Source organism: Streptomyces cinerochromogenes (genome assembly GCF_014648635.1).
Classification (GTDB): Bacteria; Actinomycetota; Actinomycetes; order Streptomycetales; family Streptomycetaceae; genus Streptomyces; species Streptomyces cinerochromogenes.
Genome location: NZ_BMRM01000016.1, coordinates 198913 through 220599 on the forward strand (window position 1 = coordinate 198913; position 21687 = coordinate 220599).

The 21687-nt window shown below is 71.5% G+C and carries 16 protein-coding genes; 8 read left to right on the plus strand and 8 right to left on the minus strand.

Annotated elements, in window-relative coordinates:
- The first annotated feature begins 4 nt into the window (after positions 1-4).
- Positions 5-478: a type II 3-dehydroquinate dehydratase gene (aroQ, locus tag IEZ20_RS28715; RefSeq protein ID WP_189304007.1), complete on the plus strand. Its 474-nt coding sequence runs from the start codon at positions 5-7 to the stop codon at positions 476-478.
- Between the two features lie 12 nt (positions 479-490).
- Here aroQ and IEZ20_RS28720 read toward each other — a convergent pair whose 3' ends face one another.
- The 5 genes from IEZ20_RS28720 to IEZ20_RS28740 all read right to left on the minus strand — a co-directional run bounded on the left by IEZ20_RS28720 (position 491) and on the right by IEZ20_RS28740 (position 4937).
- Positions 491-1219: an amino acid ABC transporter ATP-binding protein gene (locus tag IEZ20_RS28720; RefSeq protein ID WP_189304057.1), complete on the minus strand. Its 729-nt coding sequence runs from the start codon at positions 1217-1219 to the stop codon at positions 491-493.
- Between the two features lie 67 nt (positions 1220-1286).
- The gene (locus IEZ20_RS28725; protein WP_189304009.1) at positions 1287-2216 is read right to left on the minus strand and encodes an amino acid ABC transporter permease; all 930 of its coding nucleotides are present in this window, start codon (positions 2214-2216) and stop codon (positions 1287-1289) included.
- A complete protein-coding gene (locus IEZ20_RS28730) occupies positions 2213-3097 on the minus strand; it encodes an ABC transporter substrate-binding protein (protein WP_189304012.1) in 885 nt (294 codons plus the stop codon). The genes IEZ20_RS28725 and IEZ20_RS28730 overlap by 4 nt, the downstream gene beginning before the upstream one ends.
- Before the next feature lie 418 nt (positions 3098-3515).
- Positions 3516-4172, minus strand: a complete 657-nt coding sequence (locus IEZ20_RS28735; protein WP_189304014.1) for an MBL fold metallo-hydrolase — start codon at positions 4170-4172, stop codon at positions 3516-3518.
- A 69-nt stretch (positions 4173-4241) separates the two neighbouring features.
- Positions 4242-4937 (minus strand): maleylpyruvate isomerase family mycothiol-dependent enzyme, encoded by a 696-nt coding sequence (locus IEZ20_RS28740; RefSeq protein ID WP_189304016.1) that lies wholly within the window; start codon positions 4935-4937, stop codon positions 4242-4244.
- A 224-nt stretch (positions 4938-5161) separates the two neighbouring features.
- On the opposite strand from IEZ20_RS28740, the gene uvrA reads away from it, so the two are divergent.
- Positions 5162-8188, plus strand: a complete 3027-nt coding sequence (gene uvrA, locus IEZ20_RS28745) for an excinuclease ABC subunit UvrA (protein ID WP_189304018.1) — start codon at positions 5162-5164, stop codon at positions 8186-8188.
- 148 nt (positions 8189-8336) lie between these two features.
- On the opposite strand, the gene IEZ20_RS28750 is transcribed toward uvrA, so the two are convergent.
- A complete protein-coding gene (locus tag IEZ20_RS28750; protein WP_189304020.1) occupies positions 8337-9257 on the minus strand; it encodes a carbohydrate kinase family protein in 921 nt (306 codons plus the stop codon).
- Entirely contained in the window at positions 9254-10384 is a 1131-nt protein-coding gene (locus tag IEZ20_RS28755; RefSeq protein ID WP_189304022.1) for a LacI family DNA-binding transcriptional regulator, read from the minus strand. The genes IEZ20_RS28750 and IEZ20_RS28755 overlap by 4 nt, the downstream gene beginning before the upstream one ends.
- Before the next feature lie 354 nt (positions 10385-10738).
- Here IEZ20_RS28755 and IEZ20_RS28760 point away from each other — a divergent pair, with 354 nt between their 5' ends.
- Complete coding sequence (locus IEZ20_RS28760; protein ID WP_189304024.1) at positions 10739-11167, plus strand: Rieske (2Fe-2S) protein; 429 nt, start codon at positions 10739-10741, stop codon at positions 11165-11167.
- 77 nt (positions 11168-11244) lie between these two features.
- On the opposite strand, the gene IEZ20_RS28765 is transcribed toward IEZ20_RS28760, so the two are convergent.
- Complete coding sequence (locus tag IEZ20_RS28765) at positions 11245-12201, minus strand: hypothetical protein (protein ID WP_189304026.1); 957 nt, start codon at positions 12199-12201, stop codon at positions 11245-11247.
- A 652-nt stretch (positions 12202-12853) separates the two neighbouring features.
- On the opposite strand from IEZ20_RS28765, the gene uvrC reads away from it, so the two are divergent.
- The 5 genes from uvrC (at position 12854) to IEZ20_RS28790 (ending at position 21391) form a co-directional block, all read left to right on the plus strand.
- The gene (uvrC, locus tag IEZ20_RS28770) at positions 12854-15010 is read left to right on the plus strand and encodes an excinuclease ABC subunit UvrC (protein ID WP_189304029.1); all 2157 of its coding nucleotides are present in this window, start codon (positions 12854-12856) and stop codon (positions 15008-15010) included.
- Positions 15007-16050 (plus strand): RNase adapter RapZ, encoded by a 1044-nt coding sequence (rapZ, locus tag IEZ20_RS28775; protein ID WP_189304030.1) that lies wholly within the window; start codon positions 15007-15009, stop codon positions 16048-16050. Before uvrC ends, rapZ begins: the two co-directional genes overlap by 4 nt.
- Positions 16047-17114, plus strand: a complete 1068-nt coding sequence (locus IEZ20_RS28780) for a gluconeogenesis factor YvcK family protein (RefSeq protein ID WP_189304032.1) — start codon at positions 16047-16049, stop codon at positions 17112-17114. The genes rapZ and IEZ20_RS28780 overlap by 4 nt, the downstream gene beginning before the upstream one ends.
- Entirely contained in the window at positions 17105-18094 is a 990-nt protein-coding gene (gene whiA / locus IEZ20_RS28785) for a DNA-binding protein WhiA (protein ID WP_030605113.1), read from the plus strand. Before IEZ20_RS28780 ends, whiA begins: the two co-directional genes overlap by 10 nt.
- A gap of 342 nt (positions 18095-18436) precedes the next feature.
- A complete protein-coding gene (locus tag IEZ20_RS28790; protein ID WP_189304034.1) occupies positions 18437-21391 on the plus strand; it encodes a M14 family metallopeptidase in 2955 nt (984 codons plus the stop codon).
- The last annotated feature ends 296 nt before the right edge of the window (positions 21392-21687 follow it).

The window sequence follows — 21687 nt, forward strand, 5'->3', positions numbered from 1 at the left end:
AACCGTGCCCCGCACCCTGGCCAACGCCCCGATCATGATCCTCAACGGGCCCAACCTGAACCTGCTCGGCCAGCGCCAGCCCGAGATCTACGGCAAGGACACGCTGGCCGACGTGGAGGCGCTGTGCGCCGAGGCGGCAGCGGCGCACGGGGGCACGGTGGACTTCCGGCAGTCCAACCACGAGGGCGAACTGGTCGACTGGATCCACGAGGCGCGGCTGAACCACTGCGGGATCGTCATCAACCCCGGCGCCTACTCGCACACGTCGGTCGCCCTCCTGGACGCGCTCAACACCTGCGACGGCATGCCCGTGCTGGAGGTGCACATCTCCAACATCCACCAGCGCGAATCGTTCCGGCACCACTCCTACGTCTCGCTGCGCGCCGACGGCGTGATCGCCGGATGCGGAGTGCAGGGCTACGTGTTCGGCGTGGAGCGGGTCGCCGCGCTGGCCGGGGCGGCGCGGACGCAGGCGTGACCCCGCGCGGGCCTACAGCCGGCCCGCCTCCACGATCCGCCGCAGGAAGCGCCGGGTGCGCTCCTGCCGCGGGTCGCCGAAGACCTGCTCGGCGGAGCCACGCTCGAGCACGACCCCGCCGTCCAGGAAGCACACCTGGTCGGCGACGTCCCGCGCGAAGCCCATCTCGTGCGTCGCGAGCACCATGGTCATACCCTCGTCCTTCAGGCCGCGGACCACGTCCAGCACCTCGCCCACGAGTTCCGGGTCGAGTGCGGCCGTGATCTCGTCCAGCAGCAACAGCCGGGGCCGCACCGCGAGGGCCCGTACGATCGCCACACGCTGCTGCTGACCGCCGCTGAGCCGGTCCGGGTAGGCGTCGGCCCTGCCGCCGAGTCCGAGGCGCTCCAGCAGCGCCCTGGCCCGTTCCTCGGCCTCCGCGCGGGAGACGCCGTGCACCCGGCGCGGCGCCAGCGTGATGTTGTCGAGCACGGTCATGTGCGGGAAGAGGTTGTACGCCTGGAAGACGACGCCGATCCGGCGCCGTACCGCGTCCTGGTCCACGCGCGGGTCGGTGATCTCCTCACCGTCCAGCCAGATGGCGCCGTCGTCGATCTCCTCCAGGAGGTTGGCGCAGCGCAGCAGCGTCGACTTGCCCGACCCGGAGGCGCCGATCAGCGCGGTCACCGTGTGCGGGGCCACCTCGAGATCGACGTCCCGCAGGACGACCGAGCCGCCGAAGGTCTTGCGGACGGACTCCATCCGCAGGACGGGCGCGTTGCTCACGGGTGTGCTCTCAGGCGTGCTCACAGGGCTCCTCCCCGGGTGCTCACAGGGATCCTCCCTGGGCCCGCCGCCGGTCCATCCGTGCCGTCACCCAGTCGGTGAACCGGGTCATCGGGATGGTCAGCGCCACGAACACCAGCCCCGCGACGATGTACGGCGTGTAGTTCAGGCTGCGGCCCACGATGATGTCGGCCGCCCGCACGGCGTCCACCGCGCCCCCGATGGACACCAGACCGGTGTCCTTCTGCAGCGACACCAGGTCGTTGAGGAGCGGCGGTACCTGCCGGCGGACCGCCTGCGGCAGGACGACGTAGCGCAGGGCCTGCCGGTTGGTCAGGCCCAGCGAGCGGGCCGCGGCGCGCTGCGAGGGGTGGACGGACTCGATGCCGGCCCGGAACACCTCCGCCACGTAGGCCGAGTACGTCAGTGTCAGCGCCGTACCGCCAAGCAGCACGGGATCGACCGTGACGCCTTGCAGCCGCAGGGCCGGCACACCCAGGACCACGATCATCAGGTTGATGATCAGCGGCAGACCGCGGAAGAAGTCGGTGTACGCCGCCGCCAGCACCCGGAGCGGGAAGAAGACCGGGCCCCGCAGCGTGCGCGCGACGGCGATCAGCATGCCGAGGACCAGCACGGCGGCACCGCAGACCAGCAGCAGGCGGACGTTCAGCCACAGCCCTTCGAGGACCTTCGGGAACGCCTCGCGCGCGTAGTGCGCGCTGAAGAAGGTCTCCTTGGTGCGCGGCCAGCCCGGTGCGTCGACGACGACCAGGTAGAGCACCGCGGCCGTGACGAGGGTCGACAGGGCCGCGATCGCCGTGGCGCGGCGAGCACGCGCGCGTGTGTAGCGTTCACGCGCCAGCCGTCGCTCGGAGGGGGTGTAGTCGTCGCCGGGCACACCGGCGCCGCCCGTCATGTCGCCCTTGTCGTCCGCCCCCTCCCGGGCCGACTCGTCCTTGGTGACCGTCACTTGAGCACCGGGGCGTCGACGGCGTCCGAGAGCCACTGCTTCTCGATACCGGCCAGCGTGCCGTCCTTGCGCAGCGCGTCGACGGCGGCGGTCACGCAGGGGGTCAGCGCGCTGCCCTTGTCCAGGACCAGGCCGAACTGCTCGGGCGTGCCGCCCTGGTTCTCGAACTGGCCGACGATCTTCGCGTTCGTCACCTCGGCCGCGGTGATGTAGAAGGCGGTCGGCAGGTCGGTGACGACGGCGTCCACCTGACCGTTCCTCAGCGCGGACTTGGCCTGGTCGTTCTTGGCGTAGACGGCCGCCTCCTGCTCCGGCTTCACGACGTCGCTGATGTAGTCGAGGCTCGTGGTGCCCACTTGGGCGCCCAGCTTGAGCTTCTTGAGATCCGCGATGCTCGTCGCCCCGGCGGCCTTGCTGCCCTTCAGCGCGATGACGGCCTGGCGCACGTCGTAGTAGCCGGAGGAGAAGTCCACGGCCTTCTTGCGTTCGTCGCTGATCGACACCTGGTTGATGTCGAAGTCGAAGGTCTTCGCGCCCGGCGCGAACGCCTTGTTGAACGGCACGCTCTGCCAGACGACCGCGCTCTTGCCGTACCCCAGCTGCTTCGCCACGGCATAGGCGACCGCGGACTCGAAGCCCTTGCCGTTGGCGGGCTTGTCGTCCTTGAACCAGGGCTCGTACGCCGGTTCGTCCGTGGCGATCGTCAGCTTCCCGGACGTCTTGGTGGCGAGCCCGCCCTTGGCGCAGCTCTTCGCGGCGGAACCCGACGGGGCGGCCGATGCCTTCTCCTCGGGCTGCGGAGCACAGCCGACAGCGGTGGCGAGCAGGGCTACGGTGACGGCGGCGAGAGCGCGGCGCACGGCGCGAGGAGCAGGGTGCATGGCGGGAGAGTGGCAGCGAACGCCGCGTCTGTCCAGGTCACAGCGGTAGTTGTCCGCATGGTGGGAACGGGTGTTGCCATCGTGTGAACTGGTGAGCGCGCAGCTCACGCGCGCGTGCCCGGGGTGTGGCCTGGGCCGCCGGCCGAGGGCGGGGTTGGAGACCGGCGGCCCTACCGCTCAGGAGCCGTCGATCCTGCGCGGGGCCCTTACCAGTTGACTGCGGCCGACGGCTGTCCGCGAGTGCGCACGAGGGCTCGTTGCGTGCGAAAGGTTCACACGGGGCGCGCGCAGGGGTGGTGCGCGCCGGGGATGTGCACGAGTCGTGCGCCCGGCGCGTGCTCAACGGCCTTACGCGGGGCCGCCTACGGCACGCGCGCCGGACTATGCGATCGGCAACTATGCGATCGGCAGGCGCCGCTCACCACCCGCGCGCGTGCCACTCCGGCAGATGCGGCCGTTCCGAGCCCAGCGTGGTGTCGTTTCCGTGGCCCGGGTAGACCCAGGTCTCGTCCGGCAGGACGTCGAAGATCTTCGTCTCCACGTCGTGGATCAGGCTGGCGAACGCCTTGGGATCCTTGCGGGTGTTGCCGACACCACCGGGGAAGAGGCAGTCGCCGGTGAAGACGTGCGGGTGGCCGTGCGGGTCGTCGTAGACCAGCGCGATCGAACCGGGCGTGTGCCCGACCAGGTGGCGTGCGGTGAGCTCCACCCGGCCCACCCTGATGACGTCACCGTCGTCGACGAGGACGTCGGTGGGGACCGGGATGCCGGGGGCGTCGTCCCGGCCGGCGTACGTACGCGCGCCCGTGGCCGAGACCACGTCGGCGAGCGCCTGCCAGTGGTCGCCGTGCTGATGCGTGGTGACGACGGACGCGATGCCGTCGTCACCGATCATGCCGAGGAGTGTCTGCGCCTCGTTGGCGGCGTCGATCAGAAGCTGCTCGTCGGTGGCCCGGCAGCGCAGCAGATAGGCGTTGTTGTCCATCGGGCCGACCGCGATCTTGGTGATCATCAGGTCTTTCAGCTCGTGCACATCCGCCGGTCCGCCGACCCTGACCTCTCCGGAGTACGTCATGACGGCAGCCTATAGCGGGGGAGCCCCCGGTGGGCGGCCGCCCGCGCGGGCCCGCCGACGGCTCTCGCCCTACAGGGGAGGCAGCTTCGGCAGCGCCCCGCCCCGCACCTCCAGCGCGGAACCGTCACGGCGCCCGGCGAGCCAGCCCACCAGGTCCGCCGCCCGGCCGGTGACCGTGATCTCGGGCCCCCCGGGATCCTCCGCCGCCCGCCCGGTGGTCCACGCGCGCGTGCCGTCCGTGAGGCGGGTCGCGGGGACGTCCGGGTGCCCGGAGAAGCGGTCCGCGAGGAAGTCGGTCTCCCGCTCCAGGAACTCGGCCGGAAGATCCTCCAGCTCGTACCCGATCCCGAGGTCGACGTGGTGCAGCTCCACCTCGGCCCAGCGGCGGAACGGCACCCCGGCCGCGGAGTCGAGGACCCCGTTGCGCAGCTCCACCGTCCGCGTCCAGTCCGCGGGCGCGTCCCCGGCCGCCTGGAAGCGGGCCGCGCTCTCCCGGACGTCCGCGAGCTGGGCCTCCAGCGGCCGCGGCGCGTCCCGCTCGATGTCGGCTTCCCGTGCTTCGGCGCTCGCGTACATGGGACGGTCCTGGAGGACGTTCAGGAGCGCGTCCGCGTTCCGGGCGAGGTGGGCGAGGACGTGCCCGCGGCTCCAGCCCGGCAACCGTGACGGCTCGGCGAGCGCGGCGTTGTCCAGTTCGGCGACCGCGTTGAGCAGCCGATCGGTTGCTTCCCGTACACAGGCCAGGTCATGAGCGTGATCAATCATGGTGCTGACCCTAGTCCGGCCACACCTTCGGGTGAAGGTGGTGAACCTCGCCCGCAAATCGAATGCACGTGCTATATGGTCGATGGCGGCGTCGGGCATGCTGGAGAGCCGGAGGTTGTTATGCAACCGGGCAATCTGACCGGCGTTGTCAGTGGCTCCCCCTAGTCTGAAGAAGCACGGGGGCCCCGCCCCTGTCACTTCTCTCAAGAAAGGTGCGGACCGGCGTGGCCGACCGTCTCATCGTCCGTGGCGCGCGCGAGCACAACCTGAAGAATGTCTCGCTCGACCTGCCTCGTGACTCGCTCATCGTCTTCACGGGCCTGTCCGGGTCGGGCAAGTCCTCCCTGGCCTTCGACACGATCTTCGCGGAGGGCCAGCGCCGCTACGTGGAGTCGCTTTCCTCGTACGCACGGCAGTTCCTCGGCCAGATGGACAAGCCCGACGTCGACTTCATCGAGGGCCTCTCCCCGGCGGTCTCCATCGACCAGAAGTCGACCTCGCGCAACCCGCGCTCGACGGTCGGCACGATCACCGAGGTCTACGACTACCTGCGTCTGCTCTTCGCGCGCATCGGCAAGCCGCACTGCCCCGAGTGCGGCCGCCCGATCTCGCGCCAGTCGCCGCAGGCCATCGTGGACAAGGTCCTGGAGCTGCCCGAGGGCAGCCGCTTCCAGGTGCTCTCCCCGCTGGTCCGCGAGCGCAAGGGCGAGTTCGTCGACCTCTTCGCCGACCTGCAGACCAAGGGCTACTCCCGCGCGCGCGTCGACGGGCAGACCATCCAGCTGTCCGATCCGCCGGCGCTGAAGAAGCAGGAGAAGCACACCATCGAGGTGGTCGTGGACCGCCTCACGGTGAAGGAGACCGCCAAGCGTCGCCTCACCGACTCCGTGGAGACCGCCCTCGGCCTGTCCGGCGGCATGGTCGTGCTCGACTTCGTGGACCTCCCCGAGGACGACCCCGAGCGCGAGCGCATGTACTCGGAGCACCTCTACTGCCCGTACGACGACCTGTCCTTCGAGGAGCTGGAGCCCCGCTCCTTCTCCTTCAACTCGCCCTTCGGCGCCTGCCCCGAGTGCACCGGCATCGGCACGCGCATGGAGGTCGACCCGGAGCTGATCGTCCCGGACGAGGACAAGTCGCTGGACGAGGGTGCGATCCACCCCTGGTCGCACGGGCACACCAAGGACTACTTCGGCCGTCTGATCGGCGCCCTCGCGGACGCCCTCGGCTTCCGCACGGACATCCCCTTCGCGGGTCTGCCGCAGCGTGCCAAGAAGGCCCTGCTCCACGGCCACAAGACCCAGATCGAGGTGCGCTACCGCAACCGGTACGGCCGGGAGCGTGTCTACACCACCCCCTTCGAGGGCGCGGTGCCCTTCGTCAAGCGCCGGCACAGCGAGGCCGAGAGCGACGCCAGCCGCGAGCGCTTCGAGGGCTACATGCGTGAGGTGCCCTGCCCCTCCTGCGAGGGCACCCGTCTGAAGCCGATCGTCCTCGCGGTCACGATCATGGGGAAGTCGATCGCCGAGGTCTCCTCGATGTCGATCAGCGACTGCGCGGACTTCCTGGGCGAACTGAAGCTGAACGCCCGCGACAAGAAGATCGCCGAGCGGGTCCTGAAGGAGGTCAACGAGCGGCTGCGCTTCCTGGTCGACGTCGGCCTGGACTACCTCTCGCTCAACCGCGCGGCCGGCACCCTCTCCGGCGGCGAGGCCCAGCGCATCCGCCTGGCCACCCAGATCGGCTCCGGCCTCGTCGGCGTCCTGTACGTCCTGGACGAGCCGTCCATCGGCCTGCACCAGAGGGACAACCACCGTCTGATCGAGACCCTGATCCGGCTGCGCGACATGGGCAACACGCTCATCGTCGTGGAGCACGACGAGGACACCATCAAGGTCGCCGACTGGATCGTGGACATCGGCCCCGGCGCCGGCGAGCACGGCGGCAAGGTCGTGCACAGCGGCTCCGTGAAGGAACTGCTCGCCAACGCCGAGTCGCAGACCGGCGCCTACCTCTCGGGCCGCAAGTCGATCCCGCTCCCGGACGTACGGCGCCCCCGCGACCCGTCCCGGCGGCTCACCGTGCACGGCGCCCGCGAGAACAATCTGCAGGACATCGACGTGTCCTTCCCGCTCGGTGTGTTCACGGCCGTCACCGGCGTCTCCGGCTCCGGCAAGTCGACCCTGGTCAACGACATCCTGTACACGCACCTGGCCCGCGAGCTGAACGGCGCCCGGACCGTCCCCGGACGGCACACGCGCGTGGACGGTGACGACCTGGTCGACAAGGTCGTGCACGTCGACCAGTCGCCGATCGGCCGCACCCCGCGGTCCAACCCGGCGACGTACACCGGCGTCTTCGACCACATCCGCAAGCTGTTCGCCGAGACCACCGAGGCGAAGGTCCGGGGCTACCTGCCCGGCCGCTTCTCCTTCAACGTCAAGGGCGGCCGCTGCGAGAACTGCGCCGGCGACGGCACGATCAAGATCGAGATGAACTTCCTCCCGGACGTCTACGTCCCGTGCGAGGTCTGCCACGGCGCCCGGTACAACCGGGAGACGCTGGAGGTCCACTACAAGGGCAAGTCCATCGCCGAGGTCCTGAACATGCCGATCGAGGAGGCCATGCACTTCTTCGAGGCCGTCCCCGCGATCTCCCGTCACCTGAAGACGCTGAACGACGTGGGTCTCGGCTACGTCCGCCTCGGCCAGTCCGCCACCACCCTCTCCGGTGGTGAGGCGCAGCGCGTCAAGCTCGCCAGCGAACTGCAGAAGCGATCCACCGGACGCACGGTCTACGTCCTGGACGAGCCGACCACCGGTCTGCACTTCGAGGACATCAGCAAGCTGCTCAAGGTCCTCGGCGGACTGGTCGACAAGGGCAACACGGTCATCGTCATCGAGCACAACCTCGACGTGATCAAGACCGCCGACTGGATCGTGGACATGGGCCCGGAGGGCGGCGCCGGCGGTGGCCTGGTGGTCGCCGAGGGCACGCCGGAGGAGGTCGCCGGGGTTCCGGCGAGCCACACGGGCAAGTTCCTGCGCGAGATCCTCGGCGCCGACCGCATCAGCGACGCCGAACCGGTCAAGGCCCAGCGCGGCGGCACGGCCCGGAAGACGGCCGCGGCTGCGGCGACGGCGAAGAAGACGGTGACGGCCAAGGCCAACAACACCCCGGCCAAGAAGGCCGCCACCGCCACGAAGAAGGCGACGCCCGCGAAGAAGACCACGCGGGCCCGCAAGGCCTGACATCCCGTCAAAGATCCGGCGCCCCGTGGGAACTCCCCGCGGGGCGCCGTTCGTTCCACCATCAGCCAGCCCGGTCCAGCGGTCCGCCAGGTCCCCGCACGCCGCAGGCCCGGTCGCACCTTGTCAACAGCACAGGGAGATCAGCCGCTCACAGCGCGGTCGGCTCACCCAGCTCCGCCGCGTACGGCGGCTCGGCCCCCGCCCGCGAACAGGTGATCGCCGCCGCCCGTGCCGCGAAGCGCAGCAGCCGTGTCCAGCCCTCCGCCCCGAGGGCGGCGAGCGCTTCCGCGGACAGCGCATCGCGGACGGCCAGCCCGTGCAGCAGGGCCGCGTTCACCGTGTCACCGGCGCCGATGGTGTCCACGACATCGACCTTCTCGCCCGGAACGGAGTACTCCCCGCCGTCCTGGGTGAACACGGTCAGGCCGTCACCGCCCCGGGTGACCACCACGGCCGCCGGTCCCGCGGCCAGCCACTCACGCGGGCTGCCGCCGAGCCACGCCGCGTCCTCCGCGGACAGCTTCAGCAGGGTCACCGAGGGCAGCCAGCTCTTGAAACGCGCCCGGTAGGCGTCCGCGTCCGGAATCAGTCCCGCCCGGATGTTGGGGTCGAGCGCGGTGAACAGCCCCTGCCCGGCAGCCGCGCGCATCAGCTCCTCGTAGGCGCTCGCCCCCGGTTCCAGGACGAGCGAGCAGGTGCCGAAGGACACCGCGCGCGTACCGGCGGGGAGCGCGGTGGGAGCGGTGAACAGGCGGTCGGCGGTGCCGTCGACATAGAAGGAGTAGGCGGCCGATCCCGCCGCGTCGATCGTGGCTACGGCGAGGGTCGTCGGCTCCGGGCCCCGCTGCACCCCGGACACGTCGACCCCGGCCCGCCGCAGCCCGTCGAGCAGGGCCTCGCCGAAGGCGTCGACCGAGGTCCGGGAGCAGAAGGCGGTGCGGGAGCCGAGCCGGCCGAGGGCCACGGCGGTGTTGTAGGGGCCGCCGCCGAGCGCCGGCTTCAGGTCCGCGAGGGCTCCGGGGCCCTGCGGTACCAGGTCGATCAGTGCCTCACCGGCAACGACGATCACGTGGCGGTTCCCTTCTCGGACAGCGTGGATGATGCGGTGTGCCCGGCCGCTTGGGCGGGGCCCGGTTCCTCCGGGCAGCCGCAGGACGTGCGGTGGACGAACGTGCACGGCAGCCGGACCGTCCGGACCGGCCGCCCCGGCTCGGCCAGCCGGTCCAGAAGCACCCGGACGGCTTGGGCGCCCAGCTCCCGGCTCGGCTGGGCGATGGCGGTCAGCCGGGGTGAGAAGAGGTCGGCCCAGGCGAAGTCGTCGAAGCAGCACAGGGCGATGTCGCCGGGCACGGACCGGCCGTGCCGGCGCAGCGCGCGCAGGGCGCCGATGGTCATCGCGTTGTTGGCGGTGACGAGCGCCGTGGGCGGGTCGGGCAGACCGAGCAGGGCGGCCGTGGCCCGCTCGGCACCGTCGGACTCGGAGTTGCCTGATACGAGCAGACGGTCGTCGTAGGCCAGACCGGCCTCGGCGAGGCCCTCCCGGTAGCCGGAGACGCGCTCGCTGGTGGTGCTGAGCCCGGGCAGGCCGGCGACCAGGGCGATCCGGCGGTGGCCCAGCCCGGCGAGATGGGTGACGAGCCGGGCCGTCGGCGCGGCGCTGTCGGCGCAGACCTGGTCGAAGCCCGGCGCGTTCGGGCCGGAGACGGCGCCCGAGCCGTCGCCCGGCGGTGCGTCCTCGGTCACGCGTGGGTCGACAAGCCGGTCCAGGAACACCGTCGGTACCGCGTGGCGGCGCAGATAGCCGACGAGGTCGGCCGGTTCGGCGGACGGGGCCACGATCATGCCGTCCACCCGACGCTCGTGCAGGAGCTGCACGACCTTGCGCTCGTGCCGGGGGTCGTCATGCGGATCGGCGATGAGCAGGCTGTAGCCCGCGTCCAGGGCAGCCGCCTCGACGCCTTGGAGGATCTCGGTGAAGTAGGGGTTGCTGATGGCCGACACCGCGAGGCCGATGGAGCGGGTGCGCGAGGTGACCAGGGAGCGGGCCAGGGTGTTGGGGGTGTAGCCCAGGGAGTCGACGGCGTCGAGCACGGCCTGACGGGTGTGGGGGAGCACCGGACGCGTGCCGTTGAGGACGTGGGAGACGGTGGCCACGGAAACCCCGGCGTGCCGGGCGACGTCCGCCATGGTGGCCATCTCGTTCCCTTCCCTCAGCCGCCGCGGGCACGGCCGTGGAGCCCGCCTTCAGGTCTTCCCGTGCCTGCGGTCTCCCGGCCTCCGGATCGCCCGCTTCTGCGGCGTCCCGGTCTGCCGGGCGCCCACTCCGGCGGTCTTCCGGCCTCCCGGTCTCACCGTCTTCCGGCGGGACGCTATCCCATGGCACGGCCTCGCGTAAACGCTTACGTAAGCGTTTACGTCCGCCGATCGCCTCACCGGGGACCCGCCCGGCCCCGAGCCGAGCTACCGGCCCGAGCCCCCGGCCCCGCCCCGGGACCGTCCCTCTGTCCGGGTATGGTCGCCCTGCACACCCCTTGACCACTGGAGTTCCAGATGCCCGCCTGCTCCTCCGCGAGCCGCCGTACCGTCCTTCGAGGGGCCGCAGCGGCCCCGGTCGCCGGGCTCGGCCTGGCAGCGTGCTCCGCGCCGGACGGCAGCGGCTCGGCTGCGGCCGCCCCCACCGCGCCGGTCGACCTCGGTGCCGAGACCGAGGTCGTCAAGGGTGCGGCCAAGCTCTACCGGGACCACAACGTCGTGGTCAGCCGTGGCGAGGACGGCGAGCTGAAGGCGTACAGCACGGTCTGCACGCACGCGGGGTGCCCCATCAACAAGCTGCAGGGGACGACGCTGATCTGCCCCTGCCACGGGAGCGAGTTCGACGCGGTGACGGGAAAGGTCGTCCAGGCGCCGGCCACCGTGCCGCTGACGGAGCTGTCGGTGAAGGCCGCGAACGGCAGGATCGTGGCCGGCCCGGCGGACTGACCGACGACCGACGACCGGGATCCGGGGAGCCGGTGTCCGGGGACCCGCCGCTCGTTGGGTGGGCCGGAAGGGGCCGCTCACTCCCAGTCCCAGGCCATCCCCAGAATGCCCGCCCGGATCCGCGGCTCGACCACGTGGGCGCAGTGGTGCGGGCCGGTCACCGACAGGTCCTGCCGACCGCTGCGCGGGGCCGCCGCCGAGGGCTGGGAGAAGCGGTGGCAGCGTACGGGCAGGGCGGCGGGGGCGAAGCACACCTGCAGCGCGTACTGGCCGCCGGGGAAGCCGAACCGCTGGAGGTACTCGCGGGAGGTCCCGGCCGTGCCGTCGTCGATGCGGTACCGGAAGAGGAAGGTGTCGCCGGAGCGCAGCCGGGTGCCGAAGAGCAGCTCGGCCACCAGGACGCCGGTGCCCTGGTCCCAGCGGAGGCGACCGGTGCGGCAGTTCTCCAGGGCGTGCACGGTGATGCGGCGCGGGTCACAGCCGGGGTCGCCCTGGTGGACGGCGACGAAGCGGTCGACGCCGTCGCGGTGGGCGCGCACGATGTGGTGAGCCTCGCGGCTCGCCAGCTCGCGCCGGGCCCCGATCCGGACGCACTCGTGGTGGCCCAGGGTGTGCAGCCCGCCGTCCAGGGACCAGCCGAGGTCGGCGGTGAGCCGGTCCACGACGCCGGAGGCCTCTGTCAGGGAGCGGTAGGAGCGGCCCGTCGGTCGGCCGGTGCCCGCGCCCTCGCCCGACTCGTCGGAGTCGGCGAGCAGCCGGATCAGGGACTCGTCCGGCAGCTGGAGGATCTCCTCCAGTGCCCGGACGGCGCGCAGCGACTCGGGGCGCTGCGGGCGGCGGGCGCCCTGTTGCCAGTAACTCAGGCTGGTGACGCCCACCTTGACCCCGTGGCGCGATAGATGGTGCTGCACGCGCTGGAGCGGCAGTCCGCGGGCGGCGATCGCGGCGCGCAGCGCCACGTGGAACGGGCCGCCGCGCAGGGCCGTGTCCAGTTCCGCGGTGGGGACGTCCGCGTGCTCTGTGGCATGCCGCATGCCGAGGGGCCTTTCTGTGAGGTGTCACTACGGCTGGTCAGACCGCCTGTGCGGGTGTGCGGGGCCACCCCCGTGGGCGCCGGTGGGCGCCCGTCGCCGGGCATGGGGCGCCCGGATGCACGTGTGCACGGCCCCGAGTTCCCCCGCATTGAAGCGTGTTGACCAGAACCCGACAACACCTCTGACCCGGCTGTTGCCGACCACTGGCCGGACGTCGCTGTTCCGTGGACGGCCGAGGGGACCGGCGCGGGCTGCCACGGGCCTGGTCCAGGGCCTGTCCGGGGGGACGGTGACGCCCGGTGCGCCCTCGGTCTGGCCGGAACGCGATCGTCGGTCGTGCCGAGGATCACGGGAGGACCCTCCACGAACGGGCATGCCGCCCGGAGCCCCGGAGCCCCGGAGCCCCGGAGCCCCGGAGCCCCGGAGCCCCGGAGCCCTGACAGTCCTGCCAGTTCCCTGAGACTCCGGGGCCGGGGAGGCCGAGGACACCCGGAAGGGGGCGTCGTCCGTCGCGGGGCATGCCGTGCGGCCGGTGGGCCGGTGGGCCGGTGGGACGGGAGGGGCGGCGCGGGTTGTGGGTGGGCGCCGTACGGGTGGGGGCGTTGTCCACAGGCACGACGCGGTGTCGGTGCTCGCCAGTAGGGTGTGAAGCATGGCCGACCCCTCCAGCTACCGCCCCAGGCCGGGAGACATCCCGGACTCTCCCGGGGTGTACAGGTTCCGTGACGAGCACCGCCGGGTGATCTACGTCGGAAAGGCGAAGAGCCTGCGCCAGCGCCTGGCGAACTACTTCCAGGACCTGACGAACCTGCACCCCCGCACCCGGACCATGGTGACCACCGCCGCGTCCGTGGAGTGGACCGTGGTGTCCACCGAGGTGGAGGCGCTGCAGCTGGAGTACTCCTGGATCAAGGAGTACGACCCCCGGTTCAACGTCAAGTACCGCGACGACAAGAGCTACCCGTACCTCGCGGTGACGATGAACGAGCAGTTCCCTCGCGTGCAGGTGATGCGGGGTCACAAGAAGAAGGGCGTCCGCTATTTCGGGCCGTACGCGCACGCGTGGGCCATCCGGGACACCGTCGACCTGCTGCTGCGGGTCTTCCCGGTGCGCACCTGCTCGGCCGGCGTCTTCAAGAACGCCGCCCGCACCGGCCGCCCCTGCCTGCTCGGCTACATCGGCAAGTGCTCGGCCCCCTGTGTCGGCCGGATCACCCCCGAGGACCACCAGGAGCTGGCCGAGGAGTTCTGCGACTTCATGGCCGGCCGTACCGGCACCTACCTCCGCCGTCTGGAGAAGCAGATGAGGGAGGCGGCGGAGGAGATGGAGTACGAGCGGGCGGCCCGTCTGCGCGACGACATCGAGGCCCTGAAGAAGGCCATGGAGAAGAACGCGGTCGTGCTCGCCGACGCGACCGACGCCGACCTCATCGCCGTCGCCGAGGACGAGCTGGAGGCGGCCGTGCAGATCTTCCACGTGCGCGGCGGCCGGGTCCGCGGTCAGCGCGGCTGGGTGACCGACAAGGTCGAGGAGGTCACCACCGGAGCCCTGGTCGAGCACGCGCTGCAGCAGCTGTACGGCGAGGAGAGCGGGGACGCGGTCCCCAAGGAGGTGCTGGTCCCCGCCCTGCCCGAACCGGTCGAACCGGTCCAGGAGTGGCTCACCGCCCGCCGCGGGTCCAACGTGTCGCTGCGCATCCCGCAGCGCGGCGACAAGAAGGCGCTCATGGAGACCGTGCAGCGCAACGCCCAGCAGGCCCTCGCGCTGCACAAGACCAGGCGCGCCTCCGACCTGACCACGCGCTCGCGTGCGCTGGAGGAGATCGCCGAGGCCCTCGACCTGGACAGCGCCCCGCTGCGCATCGAGTGCTACGACATCTCGCATCTCCAGGGCGACGACGTGGTGGCCTCCATGGTCGTCTTCGAGGACGGCCTGCAGCGCAAGAGCGAGTACCGCCGCTTCCAGATCAAGGGCTTCGCCGGCCAGGACGACGTCCGCTCCATGCACGAGGTGATCACCCGCCGCTTCAAGCGGTACCTCGCGGAGAAGGAGCGCACGGGGGAGTGGGCCGACGGCTCCGCCGCCGACAGCCCCGGCACCGTCGGCTCCCGAGCCGACGGCTCCGCCCCGGACGGCCCCGCCGCCGAGGGCTCCGTCGCCGACGCCGGCGACGCGTTCACCGGTACGGAGGTGATCACCGACTCCCTCAAGGACGACGACGGCCGTCCCCGGAAGTTCGCCTACCCGCCCCAGCTGGTGGTGGTCGACGGTGGTCAGCCGCAGGTCGCGGCGGCCCGGCGGGCCCTGGACGAGCTGGGCATCGACGACATCGCCGTCTGCGGCCTCGCCAAGCGCCTGGAGGAGGTCTGGGTGCCCGGGGAGGACGACCCCGTGGTCCTGCCCCGCACCAGCGAGGGCCTCTACCTGCTCCAGCGCGTCCGCGACGAGGCCCACCGTTTCGCGATCACCTACCAGCGCACCAAGCGCGCCAAGCGCTTCCGCGCGGGCCCGCTGGACGACGTACCGGGTCTCGGTGAGACCCGCAAACAGGCGCTCATCAAGCATTTCGGCTCGGTGAAGAAGCTGCGGTCGGCGACAATCGAGCAGATCCAGGAAGTGCCCGGGATAGGCCGGAAGACGGCCGAGACCATCGCCGTGGCCCTCGCCCAGGCGGCCCCGGCCGCACCCGCCGTGAACACGGCTACCGGAGAGATCATTGAGGACGAGGAACCCGACACGACGGGGGGTTCCTCGGGGGAGCCCGTGACCGCGGGCGCCCCGGACGAACGACGGGGGCAGGAGAGATGACCGAGCACGACGCACAGCCCACGGCACAGCGAGATCAGGCGCACAGCGCCACGGGCGACGATGTCGTCCGGCAGGACGCCGGCCGGGAAACCGGTGGGCAGGACGCCGGGCAGGACCCGGGTCAGGACAACGGAGCACAGGTGAGTACGGGCAGCGAGACAGCCGGGGTCCCCGAGGCGGCCATCCCCGAGCTGGTGATCATCTCCGGCATGTCCGGGGCAGGCCGGTCCACGGCCGCGAAGTGCCTGGAGGACCTCGGCTGGTTCGTCGTGGACAACCTGCCGCCCGCCCTCATCCCCACCATGGTGGAGCTGGGCGCCCGCTCCCAGGGCAACGTGGCGCGGATCGCGGTCGTCGTCGACGTACGCGGCCGGCGCTTCTTCGACAACCTGCGCGAGTCCCTCGCCGATCTGGACACCCGGGGCGTCACCCGGCGGATCGTCTTCCTGGAGTCCTCCGACGAGGCCCTGGTCCGCCGCTTCGAGTCGGTGCGCCGCCCGCACCCGCTCCAGGGCGACGGCCGCATCGTGGACGGCATCGCCGCCGAGCGGGAGCTGCTGCGCGAACTGCGCGGCGACGCCGACCTGGTGATCGACACCTCCAGCCTCAACGTGCACGAGCTGCGGGCCAAGATGGACGCCCAGTTCGCCGGCGAGGAGGAGCCCGAGCTGCGGGCCACCGTGATGTCCTTCGGCTTCAAGTACGGCCTCCCCGTCGACGCCGACCTGGTCGCGGACATGCGGTTCCTGCCCAACCCGCACTGGGTCCCGGAACTGCGCCCGTACACCGGCCTCAACGAGGAGGTCGCCGCCTACGTCTTCAACCAGCCCGGCGCGAAGGAGTTCCTCGACCGGTACGCCGAGCTGCTGCGGCTCATCGCCGCCGGGTACCGGCGCGAGGGCAAGCGGTACGTGACCATCGCCATCGGCTGTACCGGCGGCAAGCACCGGTCGGTCGCGATGTCGGAGAAGCTCGCCGCGCGCCTCGCGGCCGAGGGCGTGGAGACGGTGGTCGTGCACCGGGACATGGGACGGGAATGACGCAACGTACACCGCGGCTGAGCCGGCTGCGCCGGATGGTGCCCGACGCGCGCGCCGGCCGCCCGGCCGAGGCCCGCGGGGGCCGGCCCCGGCGACGCGGCGCCCAGCCCAAGGTGGTCGCCCTCGGCGGCGGCATGGGCCTGTCCGCGTCGCTGGCCGCGCTGCGCCGGATCACCGGCGATCTCACCGCCGTCGTCACCGTGGCCGACGACGGCGGCTCCAGCGGCCGGCTCCGGGACGAGCTGGGCGTGCTGCCGCCCGGCGACCTGCGCAAGGCGCTGGCCGCGCTGTGCGGCGACGACGACTGGGGCCAGACCTGGGCCCGGGTCATCCAGCACCGCTTCCAGTCCCAGGGCGACCTGCACGACCACGCGGTCGGCAACCTGCTGATCGTCGCCCTGTGGGAGCAGCTCGGTGACCACGTGCAGGCGCTGGACCTGGTCGGCAAGCTGCTCGGCGCGCACGGGCGCGTGCTGCCCATGTCGGCGGTACCGCTGGAGTTGCAGGCCCTGGTCAAGGGGCACGACCCGGAGCGGCCGGACGACGTGGACACGGTGCGCGGGCAGGCGACCGTCGCCCTGACGCCCGGCGAGGTGCAGTCGGTGCACCTCGTGCCCAACGACCCGCCGGCCGTCCCCGAGGCGGTGGCGGCGGTCCTGGACGCGGACTGGGTGGTGCTGGGTCCCGGTTCCTGGTTCTCCTCGGTCATCCCGCACCTGCTCGTCCCCGAGTTGCTGGACGCCCTCACGCAGACCAAGGCGCGCCGGGTGCTCTCGCTGAACCTGGCGCCGCAGCCGGGAGAAACCGAGGGCTTCTCCCCGCAGCGTCATTTGGAGGTTTTGGGGCGACACGCCCCTAAACTCGCCCTGGACGTGGTGCTGGCCGACGAGGCCGCCGTGCCCGACCGCGACTCGCTCACCGAGGCCGCCAAGCGGCTGGGAGCCGCGGTCGAGCTGGCCCCGGTGGCCCGGACCGACGGATCACCCCGGCACGATCCGGAGCTGTTGGCCGCCGCGTACGACCGTATTTTTCGGATGCATGGAAGGATCGGCCCATGGCGATGACGGCAGCGGTGAAGGACGAGATCTCCCGGCTCCCCGTCACCCGGACCTGCTGCAGGAAGGCGGAGGTCTCCGCCATCCTGCGGTTCGCCGGCGGCCTCCACCTGGTGAGCGGGCGCATCGTGATCGAGGCGGAGCTGGACACCGCGATGGCGGCGCGCCGGCTCAAGCGGGACATCCTGGAGATCTTCGGGCACAGCTCCGAGCTGATCGTGATGGCGCCCGGCGGGCTGCGCCGCGGCTCGCGGTATGTCGTACGGGTCGTCGCGGGCGGTGACCAGCTGGCCCGGCAGACCGGTCTGGTCGACGGCCGGGGCCGGCCGATCCGCGGGCTGCCCCCGCAGGTGGTCTCCGGGGCCACCTGTGACGCGGAGGCCGCCTGGCGCGGGGCGTTCCTGGCGCACGGCTCGCTCACCGAGCCCGGCCGTTCCTCCTCGCTCGAGGTGACCTGCCCGGGTCCGGAAGCGGCGCTCGCGCTGGTCGGCGCAGCCCGCAGACTGTCGATCGCCGCGAAGGCCCGTGAGGTGCGCGGGGTGGACCGGGTCGTCGTCCGGGACGGTGACGCGATCGGTGCCCTGCTCACCCGGCTGGGCGCCCATGAGTCGGTACTGGCCTGGGAGGAGCGCCGGATGCGCCGCGAGGTGCGGGCCACGGCCAACCGGCTCGCCAACTTCGACGACGCCAACCTGCGCCGTTCGGCCCGTGCCGCCGTGGCCGCCGGGGCTCGGGTGCAGCGTGCGCTGGAGATTCTCGGCGACGAGGTGCCCGAGCACCTGGCCGCCGCCGGCCGGCTGCGCATGGAGCACAAGCAGGCCTCGCTGGAGGAGCTGGGCGCGCTCGCCGACCCGCCGCTGACGAAGGACGCGGTCGCGGGCCGTATCCGCCGGCTGCTGGCGATGGCCGACAAGCGCGCCGCCGACCTGGGCATCCCGGGCACGGAGGCCAACCTCACCGAGGAGCTGGCCGAGAACCTGGCCGGCTGACCGGACGCGCGCCCCGCACCGCCCGTTCAGGACGCGCGCCCGCACCGCCCGTTCAGGACGCGCGCCCGCACCGCCCGTTCAGGACGCGCGCCCGCACCGCCGCCGCGGTCCGGACGCGCGTCCCTCTTTCCCCCTCCCCCTTGCCCCTTCTCTCCCCCCTTCTCTCTCCCCCCTTCCCTCCCCTCCCCTGCCCCACGGCCTGTCAACTCGCCTGTGCCGTACTCCCATCGGGTGGTTCGCACCGGCGTTCGCGTGTCCGTGAGGCGCTCTTGACTCGATCATCGAGTGACATGAGCCTGGCAACCTGTTCGTCGCTGTGGCGGACCACCGCTAGGGGGGTTCATGAGACACAGAGCGAGATCGATCCTCGCTGTCGGCGCGCTTCTGATCGGCGGAGCGAGCCTCGCACCCAGCGCCCAGGCGCAGAACGGAACGCCGGCGCCGACTGGGCCGGACGAGGTCAAGGTCTTCCGCGCCGAGGTCACCAAGAAGCAGGTACCCCTGCTGCTCGAGGCCGGCCAGGACGGTCACGAACTCGGTGAGCAGACGGCCGGGGGCGGCAGGACCCGGGTCGAGGTCTACCTCACCGACAAGCAGGCCGCGCACCTGCGCAAGCAGGGCGTCACCCTCACCGAGCACACCCTGTCGGCCAAGGCGGAGGCGAGGGTCGAGGACGCCGGCCAGGGCGTGTTCCGCCCGTACAGCGGGAGCGGCGGACTCAAGGAGGAGATCCTCCGCACCGCCCGGGCCCACCCCGGCCTCACCAAGGTCGAGTCCATCGGCAGGACCATCAAGGGCCAGGACATCCTCGCGCTCAAACTGACCAGGAACGCGAAGAAATCCAAGGACGGCTCCAAGCCGGCCGTGCTGTACATGTCGAACCAGCACGCGCGCGAGTGGATCACACCGGAGATGACCCGGCGTCTGATGCACTACTACCTGGACCGGTACACGAGCGACCAGCGGATCAGGAAGATCGTCGACTCGACGGAGCTGTGGTTCGTCCTCTCGGCCAACCCGGACGGCTACGACTACACCTTCAAGGACTCCGGTACCCGCCTGTGGCGCAAGAACCTGCGGGACGTCAACGGCGACGGCGTCATCGGCACGGGCGACGGTGTCGACCTCAACCGCAACTTCGCCTACAAGTGGGGCTACGACGACGAGGGTTCGTCCCCCAACCCCACCAGCCAGACCTACCGCGGCGCGAGCCCTGCCTCCGAGCCCGAGACCAAGGCCCTGGACGCCTTCGAGAAGCGCATCGGCTTCACCTACGCCATCAACTACCACTCCGCCGCCGAACTCCTCCTCTACGGCGTCGGCTGGCAGGTGGCCACCCCGACCCCCGACGACGTCCTCTACAAGGCGCTGGCCGGCACCCCCGGCAACTCCGCCGTCCCGGGCTACCACCCGCAGGTCTCCTCGGAGCTGTACACCACCAACGGCGAGGCGGACGGCCACGCGTCGAACGTCAACGGGACGGCGATGTTCACCCCGGAGATGTCGACCTGCCAGACCGCGTCGGACCTGGTACCGGACGACGCCTGGAAGAGCCAGGACTGCCAGTCGGTCTTCAACTTCCCCGACGACGAGAAGCTGATCCAGCAGGAGTTCGCCAAGAACGTCCCGTTCGCGCTGTCCGTCGCCGAGACCGCCGTACACCCCGACAAGCCGGCCTCCTCGGTCGGCCTGAGCGCCGCGGACTTCACCCCGGCCGCGTTCTCCACGTCGTACGCGCGCGGCGCGGACCAGGAGGTCTCGGTCGTCGTCCGCAAGGCGCTCCGGGACAAGGAGCTCAAGTACCGCGTCAACGGCGGCCGTACGGTCGGCCGGGCGCTCAGGCCCTGGAAGGGCGGCAAGACCTACGGCGGTGACGACAACCTCTACTTCGACGAGTACCGCGCCAAGGTGCGGCACGGCGAGCCCGGCGACAGGGTCGAGGTGTGGTTCAGCGGCCTGACCCGGAGCGGGAAGAAGGTCTCCAGCGAGCACTTCGCCTACACCGTCGCCGAGCGCCCGAAGGCGGACACCCTCGTGGTCGCCGAGGAGGGCACGGCCGCCGCGTGGGCACGGACGTACGCGGACGCGTCGAAGGCCGCCGGGCACCGGGTGCTCGTGTGGGACGTGGCCACGCAGGGCGCCCCGGACGCGCTCGGCGTGCTGAAGCACTTCCGGACGGTCGTGCACTACTCCGGCGCGAACGGCCCCGGCAACGCCACCCAGCTCCAGCTGCGCGCCTACCTCAACGAGGGTGGCAGGCTGATCGAGGCCGGCGAGCTGGCCGGCGGCAGTGTCGACCTCGGCGACGGCACCCTGTCGGACGACTTCAGCCAGTACTACCTGGGCGCCTACAGCCGTACCTCGACCAAGGGGGCCACGGGCTTCACCGGCTCCGGAGCGCTCGACGGCTTCACCGGTGCCCTCGGTGACGCGCCCGGCAACCCGCTCGACAAGGCCGGTACCTACGGCGTCACCTCCGACGAGCTGCCGGCCGCCTCGTACCCGCAGTTCAAGAGCGCGGGCGCGGGCACCTTCGCCGGGACGGTCAACCCGTACGGGCCGTACAGGGGCTCCGCCATGGCCGCCGCCGTGCACACCGACGACGCCTACAAACGCCTCACCCGCACCCTCGACCTCACCGGTGTCAGCGCGGCCGACAAACCGGCCCTGAGCGCGCGCCTGCTGTGGGACACCGAGCCCGGCTACGACCACGCGGTGGTCGAGGCGCACACCGTGGGCGCCGACGACTGGACGACCCTGCCGGAGACCGGCGGTGCCACCAAGGCGGCCGTGCCGGAGGACTGCGGGGCCGGTTTCCTGATCGGTGAGCACCCGTGGCTGAAGCACTATCTGACGCTCACGGGCACCACCTGCACCGCGACCGGCACCACCGGTTCCTGGCACAGCCTCACCGGCAGCTCCGGCGGCTGGCAGCAGGTGGGCTTCGACCTGAGCGCGTACGCCGGGAGGTCCGTCGAGGTCTCGATCAGCTACGTCACCGACCCCGGCACCGGCGGGCACGGCGTCCTCGTCGACGACGCCTCGCTGACCGTGGGCGGCGCGGCGAAGGAGACCGAGGGCTTCGAGTCGTCCCTGGGTGCCTGGACGGTGGCCGGACCGCCCGCCGGCAGCCCGGCGGTGCTGAAGGACTGGACGCGCACCGGGACCCTGTTCCAGACCTATGGAGCGGTCACCACCGACGACACCGTGCTGCTCGGTTTCGGCCTGGAACAGGTGCCGTCGGCCGCCGACCGGGCGGCTCTGCTGAGGAAGGCGTTCCGCTCGCTCGACAGGTGAGCGGAGCCCCCTCTCAACGGTGCACGGACACGGCACTCGACAGGTGAGCCGACCCGCTCACGTACGAGTGAAAACAGCGTCATTGCCGGGCGGCATTCCGTAACAAATACGGGTGAAGCCATTGTCGATCCCTGGCGGTCCGTACCCCTACTGGCGGGTACGGACTGCCTGCCCGTGTATGCGGCATCTCGATGTCACTCCGGGGCCCTCAGAGAGGTAGGGTCGGTGGTGGTCGGGGACATCCCAAATAGAGCTCGCCGGCACCGCATAGCCGGCGTACCAACGAGGAGATCGGT